We start from the raw sequence: 19,958 nt of genomic DNA, 5'->3' as shown, positions 1-19,958 counted from the left end.
CTTATTGAGCAACGGAAAACGTTACACGTAAATCGATGCTGTTGTTTGGCTTAACCACAGCGTTAGCGGAGCTCTCATCATTTGTTGACTCGGCGTACACTTTCGGTTGTTCTCTGTAGTCCACCAGCTCGACTTGAGAAAATTGTTTGAACGCAGCCAGATCGAGCTCGATAGTTGAAAGCGTTGGGTTGAACAATCGAACGATCACGGCGTCTTTGTTGTAGAAAGAGTGCCCGATACTTGATAGCTCAAGCGGCTGCTCTAGCGAAAGCAGGCTGAATGACGCCAAACGCTCACGTAAATCAAATCGAACTTGGAAGCGCTCTAATCGGTTTTCAAAACTATTTAGCGTTTGCTTTTGGTAACTGAACGGCGCATCGAGGTACTCTCGCTCTAGCTGACGAACTGTGTCGTGCTTAGCATCCTCTGTTAACGCTAAAGCAAAGCTAAATTGCATAGACTTTTGCAGCTGCGCATCTGGAGTGTGTACTACGGTATTGTTAATGCCAGAAGCTCGGCCCGGTCGCCACTCTAAGTCATCTTTACCCAGCACTCCGGTTGACTTGAATAGAGTTAATGCCACCTTATCTGAGTGCTCACCTTTGATGATTTGGAATTCTTTAAGGCCACTACCGTTAATCACTAACGCTTTATTTGGCTCAGCTAGCGCTACAGCCCCTTCAGTGGTTTCGATATCGATTGGACATTCACGGAACTTCTGCTGCCAACCTTCAATTGACGGCTCAATTGGGCGTTCCATCAATGCAAATGGCTGAGTACTGATTGAAGTATTGGATTGAACGTCAGAGTTAACCAGAACACGCACTCGGTGATCTTTAGCTTGGTTGATCGTTGCGATGTTCACTACTAGCTGCTCACGACCTTGGCTAAGCGTTAGACTTACCTCAAATACCGCCTGATGATCGTTCTGGTTTGTTGTACGAGCGCTGAGATCGACAGGAATATCGAGCGTCGCACGTACCGTCATCACTTGCTCTGTTTCACCAACCTGAGTTTCGACAAGCTCGATAGATTGGTTATATACTGGAGTGTCACCTTGTAACGGTGAGAAATCATACGAGTCGCCATCATCTGCTTGTTCTTCAAACGTAAGAAGTTGAGGAATAATACGGCTAGCCTTTTTATCAACTAACTGAAGCTGGCCGCCTTCGCACGTCAACATAAGCGATTCGTTTTCAATCGCGGTTTGCTTACGCACTTCCATTTGACGATTGCTCACATCGCTTGGCTGCACTTCAAATACCTGATAGCCCATTGCAGGTAAGTCGTTCACTGAAATGTTCAGTTCAAAACGGTAGTACGGCGGAACCGCAACCTCTTTTTCACCATCTTTCGTGACTTCAATGACTTTACCGCCATCTAACGTTTCACGCGTAATCACTTCGATAGCGCAGTGTTCATTGCCATCTGAGATTGTAATGTTTTCATGTGAACTGAATACCACAGCCTTCACTAGGCCGGTGTAAGGTTGAAGTTGACCATTGAACAACATTAGCTCGTCGTCATGACAGCTACTCGCGATTTCTTTGATCACAAGGTTATACAAACCATGACAGATTTCTTGGGCTTGCTTTAGACGATGCATAATATCGGCGTTAGTGGCATCGCTATTACAACCACCAATGCTATCGTGAGCATGACATTCAAGGATCTTCTTCCAAGCGATATCAATAAGTTCGATGTGCACGGTAATGCCTTGCGCTTTAGCAATTGCAATCACCACTTCAAGCTTCTTAATCAAGAACTGTTCTATATCGAAGTTGAGCTTTTTGATGTCGTATCGGACTGAGCCAATCGTCTTATGAATTCGTGCGTAACGCGGCGCTTTAAATTCACCGTGATAAGTTTCAAAGCTATCGCTGTTGTCGCGCAATACATCCACAAACGCTTCCATCGATGAAATGGCGTACACGTCTTGTTCAGGTGAACGCTGGGTTGCGGTTTGGAGTGTTTTTGGAAGCTCGGGATCAATATTCACTTGATCGCCACCCGATGGAATAAGCACCTCATCTAAGCCAGAAAGCGCTTTGATCTTCTCGACCATAGGGAAGATTTTCTTATCCAAATGGGCCGCTGTCGCTACCATGTTTTTAGCAGCGCCATAACCGTGAACAAGGTTATATGCGTAAATCTCGTCTCCGCCTGCCGAGCACCAATTAAAGTTAGATCGCTCTACCTGTTGGTCGTAATCAATCCCGCGCCAGAAGATGATGTTGTCGATCCCCATGCCTTTAAATAGAGTTGGCATTTGTGCGTTATGACCAAATGTATCGGGTAAGTAACCCACTTTCATACTGTGGCCCAAACCTTCAGCAATGTGCATACCGTACTTAAGGTTTCGGATGATCGACTCGCCCGCAACATTGTAAGTATCGGTTTGAGTGTACCAAGGGCCAATAAACAACTTCTTATCAGAAACCAGCGCTGCTAGACGTTCACGCATATGTGGTAGGACTTTGAGATAATCCTCAACGATGGATGATTGTCCATCTAGGTGATAGCAGCTGTACTCTGGTTGAGTTTCCAACGTTTCGATAACTTTGGTGAAGTTATACGTCGCTAAGACGTCACTGTCTTGTTGGGTAAAATACCACTCACGATCCCAGTGTGTATGTGGAATTACATGAACTTTAGCCATTGATTTATCTCGACTTGTCTTAATTTTTTGATCAAGGGGAAGTAATCACTCCCCCCTATAATTTTCGAATAAAGCGCTAACCTAATTAGGCATTGCTCGGTTGAGGTTTAGTGCATAGCAGTAGTGCGACTGCGATAAACCCTGAACCAACGAACACAGATAAGGTGTAGCTAATTGGGTCTGATGATAGGAACCAACCCCAAACGGCTGGGAGCGGTAGACTTTGGAAAACGTTCAGGACAACCGCAAGTTGAGTACCAATGATTGAACCAAGGATCATAATTGGGATCATCTTAGGGTTCTTTAGAATGAACGGGATTGCACCTTCTGAAATACCAATCATGCCAAGCATCAAAGAAGTTTTACCTACGGTTTGCTCTTCTGGTGTAAATACGCGCTTACGGAATTTGCCGTCTAACATTGCCGCCAAACCAACACCAATTGGTGGAATAACAATACCCAGTTCACGTGCAATAAGATCGAAGCCTTCGCTCATGCCGTTAAGACCCAACGCTACCGAGCCAGCTGCTTTGTTAATTGGGCCACCCAAGTCAAAAGCGGTACCCGCAGCAATCACCATCGAATAGATGCCTCGGCCTGCGTCGCCTGCTTCAGTGAACAAGTTGATCATCGCAAGGTTCAAAGCGCCAAAGAACGGGTTAATCACGTACTCCATGGTCAGTACCATCACCACACCGGTTACGGCTGGTACTAGCAACATGGTTTTTAGAGTCGTCAGATCGGTTCTTACACGAATCACATCGTTGAGATAGCGAACCAAGTAACCTACGAGGAAACCAATCGCGATAGCGCCGAAGAACCCAGATGGTGCCCACCCTTCTAAATCGAAAAACCTCTTGTACGGCTCGTCTGTCATCAAACCGCCGATAAAGGCTGGAATTAGAGCAGGTTTGCCCGCAATAGAATAAGCTAGGTATCCGGCGAAGATTGGATACATAAACTTGATTGTCATGAAACCAAGCTTATCGAGGGTTTCAATTGGCGTGCCCGAAATATCAATAAACTCGCCAGTAATTTTTGCCACCGCCATTAGCAAGCCACCAAGAACAACCACGGGCAGCATATAGCTGATACCTGTCATGATGTGGCCGATCGCAACTTGGTAAGCGGAGCGCTTTTCGTCATGTACTTCAACATCAGAGTCAGACTTTTCTTTACCGCGCAGAAAAACCGTCGGAAGCAAATCGTCGACTCGTTTAATCAATTCTTGGGTACGAACTTGCAGTGGGTTCGCGTTGTCAAAACGTTCCATGTCCATAATTGGTACGTCGACGGCCAATACGACGCCGTCTGCAGTAGCGATATCGTGCGCAGTAAGTTTATTCTTAACACCATCACTACCTTGTGTTTCAACCTTAACTTCATAGCCTTGCTTTTCAGCCCAGCTTTGAATTTTTTTAGCTGCCATGAAGGTGTGCGCAATGCCTGTAGGGCAGGCGGTCACTGCAACCAGTTTTTTCTTACTCATGGTTTGGTACCTTGTTATTATCAACTGCGGCTAGTATATGAAGCGTGAATGTGTGCCGACACAGTTTCATCGTACAACTTACGTATCACGGTACATCTGTGATTGAGGTCATGGTAATTAGCCTCATTTTCGCGCGTAATATTGATAGTTTCTTCAATAATAGCTGAGAGCAATGAACACATTTCAAGGTATAGAACGCGCGATTTACGAATATTTGATCGGCCACGCCAGTGAGCTTCACGATATTTCCGCTAAGACCATTGCAAATAAGGCTTTAACAACAACGACATCGGTAAACCGAGTCTGTAAAAAGATGGGCTATGCGAGCTATACAGAGCTACGCTACAAATTAGCAAATGAGCTAAAACAACAAGTTAGCGCCCCATCTAACGAAACGAACCTGCAACAAATCATTGGTGTCGCGAATACTTTGAAGTCTTCACCTGTGGTGTATTTGTACTCTCGCGGCGCATCCATCGTGAGCGTGAACTACCTATCTCGTTTCTTATCACTGGCTAACGTCCCTCACTTAGTGATCACAGATATTCACCAGCTCACACGTGCTGAGCTCGGTACTCTGCTATTAATCAGTAAATCAGGTGAAACCAACGCTGTCATTGAAATGGCACAAAATGCGAAACGTAAAGGACTCAAGGTACTCGGAATAAGCCACAAAGGCTCGACGCTCGATCAAGTTTGTCACTTAAACGTCGCGTTAGAAGAACAAGTGGATGGTATCTCTTTGTATGGCAGGGAATCTCAAATTCACACATTGCAAATCGTCGACCAAATTGGCAAAGAACTGCTGACCTTTTAAATCCCCTCTTTTCAGTTCTACAAATAAGAAAGAGCAGCGAATAACGCTGCTCTTTTATTTGCTACTATATTATGGACAAGTAATACGTAGTGAATTCATACCGTTAAAGATTCATCACGAACCCTAAACGCACTGCATAATCGTTTTCTCGATTGCCATTGGCGTCCACGTAAGTTTCATCGACAGATACGAGCTCCATGTATGGCGTCCAAGTCTCATTAATCTTGTAGTTAACCATCACTGTGTGTTCCCAGTAGTCGTCACGACCTGTACCTTGATCGACACCATCTTGGTAACGGTATCTCGGGTTATACATCAAACCTACATCACCAAAGCTTTTCGATAACCAAATATCAAATTGATTAGAGGCACCACGCGTGGTTCCACTGCCGTCTAAATAGTCTTTTCCATTCGCATCGTTAGACCAGTTATAACGGTAGCGACCCGTTAGAGATACACCATTTTCAAAGCTGGTACCAAGTTTCAAATAAGGACGGTATTCCGTCCAATTTGGAGCTGTTACCGTCACAAGACCTGGTGCCCAATACCATTGTTCATTGATGTCGAACTTGTACGTGGCTTCAAACTCTTGAGCTGCCGCTTTTAGGCCATTCTTGTCTTCATCGTTCGAATCGTTACCTGCAAAGTAACCATCGTTGTGAATCTGAGCGGCCTCGGCACTAAAGTAGAAACCTGTATCAAATGTATGCATAAACTTAACTCGGCTATCACGAATATCCGATGCCGTGTTATGTCCAAAACGCACGTCTAGCTTAGTTTCTCCAGCAAAAGTGGGCATAGAAGAAAGGGCAATAAGAGTAGAACAAAGTAGAACTTGGCTTTTCATTTTTTACCTTTTTATATTTTATTAGGACAGGAGCTTTCGCTTCGCCGCCACTATAAAACTCAGGCATTTCGCCAGTAAAAAGTATCGTGATACTTTCGCTGTTTCTACATACGAGTTGAACATTAGTCACACTAAACGCATGGTTAATAAATAAACCTCATTAATCCTTATTGAGAAACCATACAACCCAGTTACTCACCTGCTCCACCGCACGATCATTAACGGTTTGCTACACTTAACCACAACCTTTTTGAGTCAATTATCATTAAAGAGTTTTCGGTTTGAGAAACACAATACTTGGCGTATGTTTCGCCTTAATCACCTCTTATTCTTGGCCCAGCTATGCTGAAGCGTTGAAAGCGTGTTTTACCCGCTGGGAGCCATATTCTTATGCCGACACCAACAACATCGCCCAAGGGTTTTCGATTGATATTTACAAAGAAGCGCTTAAACGTGCGGGGCTAACAGCGACCTTTACAGAAATGCCATGGGAACGCTGTTTACGTAACCTTGAGCAAGGAGTTAACGACATCGCGGTTGATGGGAATGAAAGCATTAAAAACTCTATCGTAAGTCAGCTAAAACCGATCCCTTGGGTGCTCGCAATATGGACCAATCAGCCTTCGAACGATAAAACGTTTACCCATTACAGTCAGTTAGAGGGAGAAGTCGTAGGGCACGTCAGAGGGTTTGCTTACCCTAAGGAGTTTACCGACAATCCAAGAATCAAATTTCACGCCGTTATTGACGATACACAAGGGCTGAGAATGCTTCACCACAAGCGCTATGATTATTACTTTGGCGATTTGGTCAATAATCAGTATTTAAGAAAGAAATACGATTATTCTGTTTCCCCTATGCTTCCCCCAGCGAAAATCGAATATCTAGACCTGACTTTCCATCAATCGCTACCTGAGGAGCAAAAGAGATATGAGATCGCTCTAAAGTCCCTTTTTGAAGATGGCACCGTGCAAGCAGCGTACAAACGCTACCTTGGTGTAGAGTTTGAGCAGTTCATCAGTAATAACGAACTGGCCAAACAAACTGATCCATAGACCACATTTCCAAAGTGCCACACACACTTACGTCACAGGTATCATCGCTCTACTGCAATAACAGTGAGTATCCGCTGCTATACTTGAAAAAAACCAGCATTTGAGCCTTGCCTATGAAGACTCCCATAAGACTGTTTGTTTGCTTTTTTTTATCATTCCAAGTTTTTGCTACTGAAATTGCGCTATTTGTTCCGCGTAGTGAAACAGCCGCATGGCAATCACAAATACAGTTTGCCCAAGCAGCGGCAGATGATTTGGGGATTACGCTTACTATTTATGATGCGGATGACAACTCCAAAACCATGCTTCGCCAAGTCAAGAAGGCCTGTAAACAAGGAGTAGATGGCATTGTCTTCATGAACTATGAACAAATTGGTGAACAGGTTTTAACGATAGCGGAGCACTACAAAACGCCGAGCATTTTGTACAACACTGGTTTTGTGGCAAGCGACATGCTTCCCCGCTCTAAGTTCCGATACTGGATAGGCAGCATCACCCCTAACGATAAAAAAGCTGGCGCATTACTGGCTGAACAACTGTTGATAAAGGCTGAAAAGCGACAAGTCAACGACATAAAAATGTTGGTCATTAATGGCAACATAAAAGAACTATCTGCGCAGCACCGTAATGAAGGGCTCTATCAGTTCATCAAACACCATCCCGATGTAACCGTGGTAGCAGAAGGTGATTCCGGAGTACATTGGAGCCGTGACGAAGCAAAAGAAATTTTCAAAACGCAATTCCAGCAACACCCGGATATCAATATGGTTTGGGGCGCTTCTGACTCTGTCGCCTTAGGGGCAAGGGATGCAATGAAAGAGCTCTCATTACCCATGGACTCGATTATTGTTGGTGGGATAGATTGGTTACCTGAGGCCCTACAAGTTATCAAAAGCGATGAGCCTTATATCTCTATCGGCGGTCATTTTACTGAAGCCGCATGGGCACTGATTTTGTTGGCTGACTACATAAAGGGTAACGATTTCGCGGCGGAATCGACGCAGTTTCATTCCAAAATGTATTCAATCAACCATCAAAATATAAAGATGTTTCAAAGCTTTATTGGTGACAATTGGCAACGCATCGATTTCGAGGCGCTTTCCAAAGCTCAGAATAGTGAAGATTTTTACAATTTCAGCATCAAGTACCTACTCGATAGTTATTATCAAAATACCAAGGCCATACAGTTAACCGATGAAGAAGCAGATTGGCTCAAGCAAAACCAAACGCTCAAGCTTGCTATCGATATCGACTGGCCGCCCTTCGAATACGTAGACGATAACGATATCTACCAGGGCATTGCTGCAGACTACATAAAGCTGATCGCTAATCGCCTTGGGATAGATTTAATACCGAGTATTGATATGGGCTGGGCGGATGTCGTAGAAGCATCGAAGCGACGAGAGCTGGATATCTACCCTGCTTTAGCGATTACTCCCAACCGAAAAGAATACCTCAACTTTACCCGCCCTTATCTAAGCTTCCCGATGATGATCATCACCAATCAAGAACTGCCCTATGTTTCTGATCTCAATTCGTTAAACGGTAAAGAAGTCGCTGTAGTTAAGGGCTACGCATCCCACGAATTATTGCTTGTTAACCACCCTAAAATACAACTATTTGAAGCACAAAATGTATCCGATGCGTTGCAAGCCGTATCATCTGGCAGAGTGACCGCTTACGTCGGCAATATTGCGACTGCCAACTATGTTATGACGCGCGAAGGGTTAACCAATTTGAAAGTGTCTGGTGCCACACCTTATCGCTTTGAACTGAGTATGGCGGTACGTAGCGATTGGCCTATATTCCACAGCATCTTACAAAAGTCGCTAGACTCACTCACCGAGGAAGAAAAGAACGCGATCTACTCTCGCTGGGTTACCCTGCGCTATGAACATGGCGTCGACTACAACTTAGTATGGAAAATCGTCTTGGTGTCATTTCTAGTGCTAGCGTTACTCAGCTACTGGACTCGCAAGCTATCGAACCTAAACGGTAAGCTGAACAATGAAGTGTCTGAGCGGAAACAAATAGAACAAGAGTTACGCCAAGAGAAAAATAAGATAGAAAAACTCTCGATCACAGATCCACTCACAGGGTTATTTAATCGACGTCATTACAATGAAGTACTGCCCAATGAAATGCGCCGAGCACAACGCAGCAAAGATTGGCTGAGTTTCGTTATTCTCGACGTCGACTACTTTAAACAATATAACGACAATTACGGCCACCATAATGGCGACCATCAACTGATTTCTCTTGCCAACACCTTAAAGTTACATTGTCACCGAGCATCGGATTACTGCTTCCGTTTAGGTGGTGAAGAATTCGGTATTATCTTTTCAGGTTTGTCTCCTGACGAAGCCACTGCCTTTGTAGAAGAATTCAGGCAGGCCATTGAAGACTTACAACTAGAGCACAAATATAGCCTCGCCGCTCCCGTTCTAACCGCATCGTTTGGGTTAGTCACCACCAACAAGGCCAAGTATAAAATGGAACAGCTTTATGAAGCGGCTGACGAAGCCCTATATCTAGCCAAAGAGCAAGGCCGTAATCGTGTTGAGTCAGTGACATTGGGATAGAAACTCGCAATCGAGTTTGGGCGTAAACCAGCTAGCTAAGTCAAAGGTTGGCATATTTCCGTATTGCTGTTCGGTTTACATTCTGGATCTTTAGCACTTTCTTTCGCTCATTTATCGACTTAACACTTTTCCATTCTAGGAGTTCGCTCATATTGATTTATCTGGTTTGACCAGTTAATGTTAATTTACAATTCGATAACAAATTTCAACTATGCATATTGATCAACTCCTCAAACAAGCAGAAGAATGCGTCAACAATGATACGACAATGACATTCCCAGAAAGCTGGGCACAAGGCCGCACTGCTTTTGGCGGCATCTCGGCGGCGCTTCTGTACACTGCGATGAAAGCCAAGGTTGCCGCGAATCGCCCCCTGAGATCACTGACGACTAATTTTGTTGGCCCATTACTCTCTGATACCCCTTTTTCTTTTGAAGTTGAGATTCTTCGCGAAGGTAAAAACGCCTCTCAGTTAACCGCGAGGCTCATCCAAAACGGCGATGTTGCGGTTATCCAACAAGCCAGCTTTGGCGTCGATCGATTTTCAGATATCGAAGTAACTAACTTAGATCAACACGGGCTGCGTGAACCTGAAGCACTGCCACTTGTACCGTTCGTTCCCTCTGTAACTCCGAGCTTTATTGGCAATATGGATTTGGCAATTGAAGAAGGCGCCATGCCCTACACTGCTCAGCCACAATCCCACTTAAATGGTTGGATGCGATTTAAAGAGGCTCCCTCGCACATTTCCGATGCGCACCTTATTTGTTTGGTAGACGCATGGCCACCAGCCGTATTACAGATGATGAAAGGTCCAGCTCCTGCAAGCACTATGATGTGGAACCTCGAGTTTATTCACCCTCATAAACCCGTCGACCCAACAAGCTGGTTCGCTTACAAGGCCATTACACGACAAGCCGGTAACGGTTACGCCCACTTAGAAGCTGATATTTGGAACGATGCAGGTGAGCTGGTCGCGATTAGCCGCCAAAGCGTCGCCGTATTTAGCTAGTCGATTGGCATAAATGAATTTTTCGGCGAGCCCTCCTCGCCGAATATGGCAACAAGAGTAACGTAGACCTGCCCTAAGCCTAGACCGCTTGAACTCTCTAGCGTATTCCCACACTCGCTCACCACTTCGTATGACCTGTCCATTCTCGGTTCCTTGAACTATGGTTTATTTGGTTGTTTATAAAGCCCGCACTATGTTGCTAAGCTCAGCAACATTACGATAGCCGGCAGAACAAGCCACTTAACGTCATGGTGAATTAAACCTTTTAAGTTTTACAAAGGACATTCTATGAACTGGATGGGGAATGGCGTTAAGTTCGTACAGCTAGTCTTCACTGTTGTTCTATCAACTGGATTTGCGTCAGCGGAGGACGACAGAATACACGTAGTTCTGTTAAACCCTGATAAACCTAATACTTGGTTTTGGGAAATGACCACAGACTTTATGCACTCTGCCGCCAAAGATTTAGACATTGAACTAGAGATTCTTTACTCGAACCGCAATCATATGTTGACCGTACGTCAGGCAGTGGAAGTTACCAGTCGTGAAACCCCTCCAGATTACATACTGACAGGAAACGAAAAAGGCAGCGCAGGAGGCGTCATTCAGGCCGCCCAACACGCAGGTGTAAAAGTGTTTTTGTTCAACAATGCGTTCGTTAATGATCAGGACATTATGCATTTTGGAAAGCCTCGAACCACATACCCTATGTGGATAGGGCAATACCTTCCCGATAACTTTTCTGCTGGCTACAAAATGGGAAAAGTTTTAATAGAACAAGGCAAAGCTAAAGGCCTGGCTGCACCAGATGGAACTTTGCAAATTTTAGCTATAGCCGGTGCTTTTAATACTCACGCTTCCTCAGCCAGAGTAGAAGGCTTAAAAGCAGCCGTGAATGAACATTCTGACCAGGCCACGTTAATCCAAGTTGTTTCAGGTGATTGGTCTGAACAAACTGCCTATGAAAAATCTCTTGGATTAATCGCTCGTTATGAGCATCTCGGAGCAATTTGGGGAGCGAACGATAGCACAGCATTTGGTGCCATGAGAGTCGCGCAAGAAATCGGGAAAATACCAGGAAAAGACATTCTATTCGCAGGATGCGGATGGTCATCTCTAGGAATAAATAAGGTTAAGGATGGTACGCTGGCAACAACCGTCGGCGGTCACTTTATGGACGGCGCTTGGTCACTCGTCATGCTATATGACTATCACCATGGTAAAGATTTCAATAATGACTCATATACACCAGCAATGTACTCGATTGACCGTCACAATATTGATCAATATATGAATAACTTAGGCCCTATGGAGTGGGACGCTATCGACTTTACTCAGTTCTCTAAAACGCTCAACCCTTCTCTAGAGTCATACGATTTCAGTTTGGATGCGGTACTAAAACAGTTTGAATAACCTTAAGGGTTAACCAAATGCTTCACATTACCAACCCGTGACGTTTTCGTAGCTGGAGTTTGAACTGACTTTTACACCCAGAATCTACTACCGCCCATGAAAATCCCAGTAGCCACTGAATCTGTTATTGCAGGGGTTTGCCAATGAACGATACTATATAACCTCTGTTACCCGTAAAGATCTTAATATGTCAGATGAAGAACTGGCGCTAGAGTGGATGCGCCAACAAGCTTGTAAAATTGATCCATACCTCGAAGAACCAACATTTGATGAATGCGTTGAACTGCTTAACCCTGCTTTTAAAAAGGGAAAGAGTATGTCTCAACTAAGATTTCTACTGGGTGAAGCCGACCGCCGTGCAGGAGCCGCTGAACGCAAGCATGCCGCTTTAAAGTACGCGAAGGAAAAGAGCCCCAATGCTGGTCAAATCCTGCGCCTGCAAAGTAAACTTCAGCAAGTTCAGTTGGCGCTGAAGTTGGCCACTGGCGACAACAACATGACTATCTCTCAGTTTTGTTCCGAATATGAAGTTACCAAGCGCGATGGCAATGCTGCATGGAACGAGAAATTAGTACAACAGGGTAAAAGAAAGTAACACTCAACTATCATTTCAAATGATGTTCATCTTTCAGCGTGAAAGATGAACATCCCCTACTGTGTTTACGTCGCGTTGCAATATTAGTGATGTAAAAGCTATCCTCAACCCATTGGGTTCTAACCATATACCTCAACTTTTAGAAAACACCATTTGAATTTGCAATATCGCCACCGGTAAGCAACGAGTACATTCTCATCGAAAAATCAAGCGCTTGAATTGAGTCCCAATGCTCGACAATCCTTCCATCTTCAATACGCCAAGTATCAATAATATTCATGCCTTTTTGGTCATTCCCTCTATCCAATATATCTAAAGTGGCGTGTGAATGAAAAATCACATAATCACCATCAGCATAAATATGTTTTACGTCATAAGTGTAATCTGGGTAGTCCTCTACAAACTCCGTGAGAAAACCAACCAACCCCGACACTTTGTCGGGTAAGTTACGATTGTGCTGTATATAAGAACTATCGTTATAGTGTTCAAGTACATAGTCAAAGTTGTGGTTATTCATTAAATTTTGAACAAAATCAGTGATTAACTCAACATTATCTAGCTCTTGTTCCGTCCAGTTTTCTTTTTTGTGGGCGTCTAAGTTAATAACAAGTATATCGTCAGATTGTGCGAATACCGTAGTGCTAGCTAACAGTAGAACAAACGCGGTAAGTGCTTTGAACATAGGGAATCCTTTCAGTTACGTTTAACAATTAAGTATCAATTGATAACCATAGTAATTAATAGTAACTTACATCACAAGAAGGCACCAAATGCTTAGCTAGGCACCTTTTGGTAACTAGAGTGCCGATATTAAGTTAAGAAGGAACCCTTAAATGGCAGTAGAAACCAAATCAGAAAGACGTACTTTTCACAATAATGAAGATTGTCCCGTACGCAACGTTGTGGCACAAATTGGTGACAAGTGGTCAATGCTTATCCTCTTCGCTCTTGTCGATGGCCCAGAGCGATTTAATGCATTGAAATCAAGAATTGAGGGAATTTCACAACGAATGTTAACCCAAACCCTGCGCGATCTAGAGCGTGATGGTTACGTTAATAGAACTGTATTCCCTGAGGTTCCGGTGCGCGTCGAGTATGCTTTGACAAACTTGGGGACAGATCTGGTTAAGCCTTTATACGATCTCGTTTGTTGGGCGGATAACCACCAAGTTGAAATTAATAGTGCTCGTAAGAAGTATGACAAAAGCCGTTAGTGCTCTTGGGCTTGTAGCATGTCAAACTGATTCTAGTTACAACCCCTGACAAGCTTATTGGCTATTAGCTCATTAGAACACCGTATTTTGTGGTAGAATGCCGCGCTTGGGATTGAGCAAAAGCCATTATTCATACCTTTATCAGGTTTGTTTATATGTTGCGAATCGCTAATCAATTTATCAATGGATATGGAGTTGGTCCTTATACTCGTTTGTACGAGTATGTGAACATCATAATTTATGAGTTTTAAATCAAAGAAGTACAGTATTGAATCTACTGATTATCAAGTTGGTCAAGATAACGTCAGTAAATGGGGCATGGATGTCCATAACACAGTTTTTCTAGCCTCCGTTGGCTTATCTCTTCTCTTCATCGTCACTCTTCTTGTTCTTCCTCCCGCAGACGCTAAAGCTGCAATTGATTCTATTAAAGGTGCTGTTTTATCAAAGTTTGACTTCCTGTTTATGTGGGGAGCCAACATCATGCTAATTCTTGCTATTGCTCTAGCGTTTTCGCCGTTAGGTAAAATTCGTTTAGGCGGTGAACAAGCGACACCGGATTATTCAAAAGCATCTTGGATTGCGATGTTATTCGCAGCGGGTATGGGTATTGGACTTATTTTCTGGGGTGTTGCTGAGCCAACCGCGTTCTTTACCAACTGGTTTGGTACTCCGTTGAACGCAGAACCTTTTACAGAAGCGGGTCGTGAGTTAGCGCTGGGTGCAACCGTATTCCACTGGGGCTTCCATGCGTGGGCTATCTACGGCATGACTGCACTTTGCCTAGCGTATTTTGTTTACAACAAAGGTCTACCGCTATCTATGCGCTCAGTGTTTTACCCAATCTTGGGCGACCGCGTTTGGGGTAAAACTGGTGATGTGATCGATGTACTAACGGTACTGGTGACTTTGTTTGGTTTGGCAACTTCGTTAGGCTTAGGTGGTACACAAGCAGCAAGTGGTATTAGCCACGTGTTTGGCTTGGAAAACAATATCCTACTTCAGCAATCTATTATTGTTCTGATCATGGGCCTAGCGATCATCTCTGTACTTCGTGGTATGGACGGTGGTGTTAAGTTCCTAAGTAACCTAAACATGGTTATTGCGTTCGTATTCCTTGGCCTGATTGCTCTGCTGAACTTCACAACCGTGCTTGATTCTGTGGCGACTGCAGCAACGGGTTATGTAAAGAACATCGTAGCATTGAGCCAGAGTTCTGGTCGTGAAGACACCACATGGTTGCATGGCTGGACTGTGTTCTACTGGGCATGGTGGGTAGCGTATGCACCTTTCTTCGGCATGTTCGTAGCGCGTATTTCTAAAGGCCGTACGGTTCGCGAGTTTTTGTTCTGCGTGCTCATCATTCCGACGCTAGTAACGTCAGCATGGATGTCTGTCTTTGGTGGCGTAGCCATTGAACAAGTGATTGATAAGGTTGGCCAGCTTGGCCTCGACCAAGGCATTGCCGATGTTTCTTTGAGCTTGTTCCATATGTTAGATGCTTACTCATTTGGCAGTATTCTGTCTGTTATTGCAGTAGCACTGATCATCGTATTCTTCGTGACTACATTGGATTCTGGTTCTATCGTAATCGATGGAATGACAGCGGGCGGTAAACTTGAAGTGCCAGTGAAGCAGAAAGTTGTTTGGGCAGTTATCTCAGGTGCAATCGCAATGGTGATGCTATGGATTGGCGGAACCCAATCTATTCAAGCACTGCAATCCATCACTATTATTGCCGCAATGCCGTTTACCATTATTCTTCTACTTGGTTGCGTGAGCTTAATTAAAGGCTTGTTGACTGAGGTGAATACAATACAAGTATCGACTAGCCAACCTCGATAGTAAGCTAGAAGAGCAACGCTAAATTCAAACTCCCTAGTACTGAGTGCTAGGGAGTTTTTGTTTTTGGGAGAGTGCAAATGGCTGATTTATCTCGGAAACAGCGCTCACTGCAAGCGAATTTAGCGGCAACACATCCAACTTTCCACTTTCCACTTTCCACTTTCCACGATGAAATCAAGATTTCGTATATAGAAGATCAACGCTACAAATCATTTACTTCTGATCAGCTCAAGCATATAGCGCTCCCACAAACCATCTAGCTCACCTTCTTTTTGCATCGTTTCCATCACTTTCGTTAACTTAGGCACCAATGCTTTGTGTTTTATATTAATGTAGTGATAGAGGAGTTTTTTACTCAAAGGTTGGCCAAACGGCACCACATTTTCAATGTTTTCACTTTTTATGAGATACATCCCGCTCGCCCTATCGGTAATTGCCGTGTCCGCTCGGCCTAACCTAACAAAATGAAGCAATTGGCTGGCATTGGTTAGCTCCGTTACGTGTGGATAACCTTTCCCTTTTGTCAGATCATGAGATATTTTTATGCCCCTTCCGATGACAATCGAATAGTCCCCGAGCTTATCCAAAGATAAGTCTCTCCCAGGTTGGGTAAAAATTTGCGATTCTACATAGCCAATCGGTATCGGTATCAAAACAAGGTTCGGGTGCATTTTTCCGTAAGATTCAATCCGAACTAATTCACCATCCAGTTGGCCTTGATCGGCTTTATAAGACGCTCTAGATGCAGGCATGTCCTCTATCGAAATTTCTATTTCCGCCCGGAAATAAACTTCTCGAAGAATTCTCGCTCCTACGGTTTGGTTGGGTAAACCTTCGATGCTCGCGAAATGCAATTTCTCATAAGCCGATACGAATGTAGGCATCAAGCAAAGACATAAACTAAGCAACAAACGGCGAACATGTACCCTACTCTTCAGCATAGTTTCGCCTCTCGTTTAAGATTTAAGTCCGTTGTCATAAGTCAGCAGCGCCACTCACGCATCTTTTTTATAAGCTTGAAAACCCAGTCGCGCTCAATGTTTTGGTTCTTCCCAGAATCATTGAGTGACGATTTTCGTAGTGCTCATTTGAAGTGTAGGATCAATTACAGCGTAGAGAGGTGCTCAACACTCATGATGTGTTGAGCTCTACTCGCATCATGAAATTGAGATTAACCATTTACTACAAAGCTTTACAACAATCCAAGGCTAAAGACTTGTTATTAAACAGTAGAATAGTGATGATAGCTCTAGCAAGATTCTGGGGAGATAGCTCAGGGGTTAAAGGACAGTTTTCCTGTGAGTACCTACTACAAATAAATACGGAAAAGCCACAAATAGGAAATTATGAAAATATCTGAGCTGCAAAACCATATTAAAGAATTTGATTATGCTCCTGAACTACCAGAGCACTACTTTCTCAAATTAATTGAAGAGGTTGGTGAACTATCTGAATCAATTCGAGACGGAAAAAGTGGCCAGCCACCTTTAGAAGAACTCAAAGGCTCTATCGCCGAGGAGTTATACGACGTTCTCTACTATGTTTGTGCTTTAGCGAATATTCATAACGTGGACTTAGAAAAAACTCATGAGCTTAAAGAAATATTAAACAAGGCCAAATACAACCGTTAGTCCCCTTTTCTCTACATTCAAATTAGATAGGAAACTAAAATGATGACTCCTGTAGCCGTTCTTGTTCATGTCCCGGATATGGCAAAAGGTTTAGAGTGGTATCAAAAGGCCTTTCCTGATGCTATTCCTACCTATCATCCAGAGTTCGACTTTACGGTTCTAAACCTAAATGGGTTCTCGTTAGAAATCGTTCAGGCTGATACAAAGGTGGGTACAGGCAAGAAAGGGACCGTCATCTATTGGTCTGTCAGTAGCCTTTCGATGGCGTTAGCTCATTTTGAAAGCATTGGAGCATTTCTTTATCGAGGCCCAATGGAAATCGAAAATGAGTTATACATGTGCCAGGTGGAAGACCCATTTGGAAATCTAATAGGCCTACGCGGAGCTATGGGGTAAGTCATGAGCAACATAAATTAAGCTTAGACGCCACTTGTTCGTATCCCTCAAATCCCCCTGCTCGGTCTCCCAAAAACTTAGAGAAGAACTGAGGCCATAGCGAACATCTTCTCGATTCAATGTTCGTTTCGGTAGGCTGGATGAACCAACCTCTACGAACCCTTTAATCTTCAGAAATAAAGCAATTTGCGATTTGGGCTTCTTGCTTAATCATCAATTGATGAGCCGTTAGCATGTGCTGCTGCATAATCTGTTTCGCCTTGACGGCATCGCCTTGCCTTAAGGCTTCAATCAAGCTGCGCTGACTTTCTATTCCGGTATGCCATAGCTTATGATTCTCTGGTTCATAAAGTTTGCGATAGATAGTCAATTCAGTCAGCATTTGCGCAGTAAAACGTACGACAAACTTCAATAACTGATTTTGAGAATAACTCGCCAACAAGCTATGAAACTCTAAGGAAGCAATATGGTGATCTCGCTCTTGATAAATATCTTCTGGGGGCTGCTGATATTTATCTATCTGCTGAGAAAGCGCTTCTAACTGCGATTCATCTAATGTGCCCGCCAACGACGCTGCAATCTCAGGCTCCAGCGACAAACGCATCTGGTACAGATCAGATATTGAAATATCTTTAAAGAACAAATAATTACTTAGCAATGATTGAGCTTTATTTTCACTCATCTCACTAACAAACACACCACCGTTGGGGCCTGTCTTTGTGGAAAGAATGCCTTGCGCTTCCAAAATACGCATGCTCTCGCGAACCGTTCCTTTCGAAACATCAAACGTCTCTATTACTTCTAATTCATTTGGTAAACGATCCCCCGGTTGAAGAGCTTGCTCGACGATCCAGTTCTTAATCGATTCCGCCAATTGTTGAGTTCTTCGTCTTTTCGCGCTTTTTGTCACATTATCCTCGCTGCATCATTACCCTAGCCTTTGAATTTTGACGGAATTCTATCGAATGTCACTCATTTTTTGTGCTCGGAAGATCCAAAGATCAATTCCATTTTGTTATGAAACCATCCGATTATCGATCAAATAGCGCTCACATAAGTGGCAATTTATCATGATAAATAGGTTAATTTTTATATTTATCATGATAAATTGATTTAACACATGGTCAAAATAGAGCTAATGTAGGATGAACAAAATTGCAGAAACTGCCAGCCTAGCCTGGGAATGGCTTGAATCAATTGCTCAGTGCAGCCAAACAACAGACCCTGATAAAGAAGGAGTCACCCGTTTATGCGCGTCTAAAGAACACGCACAGGCAAACGAAAAATTACGCGGTTGGATGACAGAGTCTGGTATGGAAGTACGTATGGACAATGCGGCAAACCTGATTGGACGTTACCAAAGCGGAAAACCAGATGCGCCGACCCTCATTTTTGGCTCACATCAAGATACGGTTCCAAACGGTGGGAAATACGATGGAATCTTGGGCGTTATATTGCCCGTCGCACTGATTAACTATTTCAATCAGAATCAAATAGAGTTTCCATTCAATATTGATGTCATTGCTTTTAGTGACGAAGAAGGAACACGCTTTCAATCTACCCTACTAGGCTCTAAATCGGTTTCTGGCACCTTTGATCCGACAATGCTCAATGCCCAAGATGCAAACGGCGTTAGTATGCGGGAAGCCTTAATCTCTTTTGGTTGTGACCCAGATTTAATTAGCCAAGACGCGTACAACAAAGACAATGTGATTGGATTTGTTGAATTGCACATTGAACAAGGCCCTCAGCTTGAGCAAGCCGAATTACCTGTTGGCGTAGTCACTGCGATAACAGGAATAGAGCGTCATAGTTTGTCAATTCTAGGTAAAGCAAGCCACGCTGGTACTGTACCAATGAACTCTCGTCAAGATGCGTTAGTTGGAGCAGCTCAAATCATTCATATGTTCGATCAGCTATGTAAACGCGAAGAGGATTTGGTTGGCGTTGTAGGGAAAATTGCTAACTACCCAAATGGCGTAAACGTCATTCCTCAGCAAACAGATATTACTATCGAATTGCGCTCACCCAATGATGCATCGCGAATTGCAGCCCGCCAAGAAATGCTAGCGGGCATTCAAAAGATAATGAATGAATACAACTTAGCGTACCGCCACGAACAAACCTATGAACAGTCGGCTGTGCAATGTTCAGATAAATTGTCATCCGTCTTAAGCAATGCAATTCATGGTTCTGGTATTGAACCAAAACACATCTTTAGTGGTGCAGGACATGATGGCCTCGCCATGTGCAAGCTCACTGACATAGCCATGCTGTTTATGCGTTGTACCGATGGTATCAGTCACCATCCAGATGAAGCCATCCTACAACAAGATTTGATTGCCGTTGTAGAGGTGCTCAACCACTTCTGCTTGCTAATGAAAGAACAACACTGACAGTAAC

General features: G+C 43.8%; 18 protein-coding genes. 11 read left to right on the top strand and 7 right to left on the bottom strand.

Annotated features, from left to right (window positions below; all coding sequences use genetic code 11):
- Position 1: 1 nt before the first annotated feature.
- On the bottom strand, positions 2 to 2,659 hold the full coding sequence (locus tag ELZ11_RS14395) for a glycoside hydrolase family 38 N-terminal domain-containing protein (protein ID WP_137358116.1): 2,658 nt from the start codon (positions 2,657 to 2,659) through the stop codon (positions 2 to 4).
- A gap of 85 nt (positions 2,660 to 2,744) precedes the next feature.
- Complete coding sequence (locus ELZ11_RS14390; RefSeq protein WP_137358115.1) at positions 2,745 to 4,148, bottom strand: PTS fructose transporter subunit IIC; 1,404 nt, start codon at positions 4,146 to 4,148, stop codon at positions 2,745 to 2,747.
- A 172-nt stretch (positions 4,149 to 4,320) separates the two neighbouring features.
- Here ELZ11_RS14390 and ELZ11_RS14385 point away from each other — a divergent pair, with 172 nt between their 5' ends.
- On the top strand, positions 4,321 to 4,965 hold the full coding sequence (locus ELZ11_RS14385; protein ID WP_137358114.1) for a MurR/RpiR family transcriptional regulator: 645 nt from the start codon (positions 4,321 to 4,323) through the stop codon (positions 4,963 to 4,965).
- A gap of 103 nt (positions 4,966 to 5,068) precedes the next feature.
- Here ELZ11_RS14385 and ELZ11_RS14380 read toward each other — a convergent pair whose 3' ends face one another.
- Positions 5,069 to 5,812 (bottom strand): oligogalacturonate-specific porin KdgM family protein, encoded by a 744-nt coding sequence (locus tag ELZ11_RS14380; protein WP_137358113.1) that lies wholly within the window; start codon positions 5,810 to 5,812, stop codon positions 5,069 to 5,071.
- Between the two features lie 281 nt (positions 5,813 to 6,093).
- On the opposite strand from ELZ11_RS14380, the gene ELZ11_RS14375 reads away from it, so the two are divergent.
- The 3 genes from ELZ11_RS14375 (at position 6,094) to ELZ11_RS14365 (ending at position 10,461) form a co-directional block, all read left to right on the top strand.
- Entirely contained in the window at positions 6,094 to 6,867 is a 774-nt protein-coding gene (locus tag ELZ11_RS14375) for a substrate-binding periplasmic protein (RefSeq protein ID WP_137358112.1), read from the top strand.
- Positions 6,868 to 6,980: 113 nt separating this feature from the next.
- Positions 6,981 to 9,449 (top strand): diguanylate cyclase, encoded by a 2,469-nt coding sequence (locus ELZ11_RS14370; RefSeq protein WP_137358111.1) that lies wholly within the window; start codon positions 6,981 to 6,983, stop codon positions 9,447 to 9,449.
- A gap of 211 nt (positions 9,450 to 9,660) precedes the next feature.
- Complete coding sequence (locus tag ELZ11_RS14365; protein WP_137358110.1) at positions 9,661 to 10,461, top strand: acyl-CoA thioesterase; 801 nt, start codon at positions 9,661 to 9,663, stop codon at positions 10,459 to 10,461.
- On the opposite strand, the gene ELZ11_RS23835 is transcribed toward ELZ11_RS14365, so the two are convergent.
- Entirely contained in the window at positions 10,458 to 10,604 is a 147-nt protein-coding gene (locus ELZ11_RS23835; RefSeq protein WP_167494697.1) for a hypothetical protein, read from the bottom strand. The genes ELZ11_RS14365 and ELZ11_RS23835 overlap by 4 nt on opposite strands.
- Before the next feature lie 145 nt (positions 10,605 to 10,749).
- On the opposite strand from ELZ11_RS23835, the gene ELZ11_RS14360 reads away from it, so the two are divergent.
- Complete coding sequence (locus tag ELZ11_RS14360; protein WP_137358109.1) at positions 10,750 to 11,874, top strand: ABC transporter substrate-binding protein; 1,125 nt, start codon at positions 10,750 to 10,752, stop codon at positions 11,872 to 11,874.
- Positions 11,875 to 12,061: 187 nt separating this feature from the next.
- Entirely contained in the window at positions 12,062 to 12,469 is a 408-nt protein-coding gene (locus ELZ11_RS14355; RefSeq protein WP_137358108.1) for a hypothetical protein, read from the top strand.
- Between the two features lie 139 nt (positions 12,470 to 12,608).
- On the opposite strand, the gene ELZ11_RS14350 is transcribed toward ELZ11_RS14355, so the two are convergent.
- Positions 12,609 to 13,151 (bottom strand): nuclear transport factor 2 family protein, encoded by a 543-nt coding sequence (locus tag ELZ11_RS14350; protein WP_137358107.1) that lies wholly within the window; start codon positions 13,149 to 13,151, stop codon positions 12,609 to 12,611.
- Positions 13,152 to 13,302: 151 nt separating this feature from the next.
- Between ELZ11_RS14350 and ELZ11_RS14345 the strand changes: the two genes are divergently transcribed.
- Positions 13,303 to 13,683 carry a winged helix-turn-helix transcriptional regulator gene (locus ELZ11_RS14345; RefSeq protein WP_137358106.1) on the top strand — a complete coding sequence of 127 codons (381 nt, stop codon included), beginning with the start codon at positions 13,303 to 13,305 and terminating at the stop codon, positions 13,681 to 13,683.
- Between the two features lie 240 nt (positions 13,684 to 13,923).
- Positions 13,924 to 15,528 carry a BCCT family transporter gene (locus ELZ11_RS14340; protein ID WP_137358105.1) on the top strand — a complete coding sequence of 535 codons (1,605 nt, stop codon included), beginning with the start codon at positions 13,924 to 13,926 and terminating at the stop codon, positions 15,526 to 15,528.
- Positions 15,529 to 15,737: 209 nt separating this feature from the next.
- On the opposite strand, the gene ELZ11_RS14335 is transcribed toward ELZ11_RS14340, so the two are convergent.
- Positions 15,738 to 16,469 (bottom strand): substrate-binding periplasmic protein, encoded by a 732-nt coding sequence (locus ELZ11_RS14335; protein ID WP_137358104.1) that lies wholly within the window; start codon positions 16,467 to 16,469, stop codon positions 15,738 to 15,740.
- A gap of 405 nt (positions 16,470 to 16,874) precedes the next feature.
- Between ELZ11_RS14335 and ELZ11_RS14330 the strand changes: the two genes are divergently transcribed.
- Together ELZ11_RS14330 and ELZ11_RS14325 are read left to right on the top strand one after the other, a co-directional pair.
- Positions 16,875 to 17,159: a MazG nucleotide pyrophosphohydrolase domain-containing protein gene (locus tag ELZ11_RS14330; protein WP_137358103.1), complete on the top strand. Its 285-nt coding sequence runs from the start codon at positions 16,875 to 16,877 to the stop codon at positions 17,157 to 17,159.
- Positions 17,160 to 17,201: 42 nt separating this feature from the next.
- Entirely contained in the window at positions 17,202 to 17,555 is a 354-nt protein-coding gene (locus ELZ11_RS14325) for a VOC family protein (RefSeq protein ID WP_137358259.1), read from the top strand.
- 163 nt (positions 17,556 to 17,718) lie between these two features.
- Here the strand turns inward: ELZ11_RS14325 and ELZ11_RS14320 are convergent, their stop codons facing one another.
- Positions 17,719 to 18,465, bottom strand: coding sequence for a FadR/GntR family transcriptional regulator (locus ELZ11_RS14320; RefSeq protein WP_137358102.1), 747 nt, complete (start codon positions 18,463 to 18,465; stop codon positions 17,719 to 17,721).
- 235 nt (positions 18,466 to 18,700) lie between these two features.
- Here ELZ11_RS14320 and ELZ11_RS14315 point away from each other — a divergent pair, with 235 nt between their 5' ends.
- Entirely contained in the window at positions 18,701 to 19,951 is a 1,251-nt protein-coding gene (locus ELZ11_RS14315) for a M20 family metallo-hydrolase (protein WP_137358101.1), read from the top strand.
- Positions 19,952 to 19,958 lie beyond the last annotated feature (7 nt).

It is taken from the genome of Vibrio profundi (assembly GCF_005281835.1).
GTDB classification, from domain to species: domain Bacteria; phylum Pseudomonadota; class Gammaproteobacteria; order Enterobacterales; family Vibrionaceae; genus Vibrio; species Vibrio profundi.
This window is presented reverse-complemented; position numbering and strand designations above follow the sequence as displayed.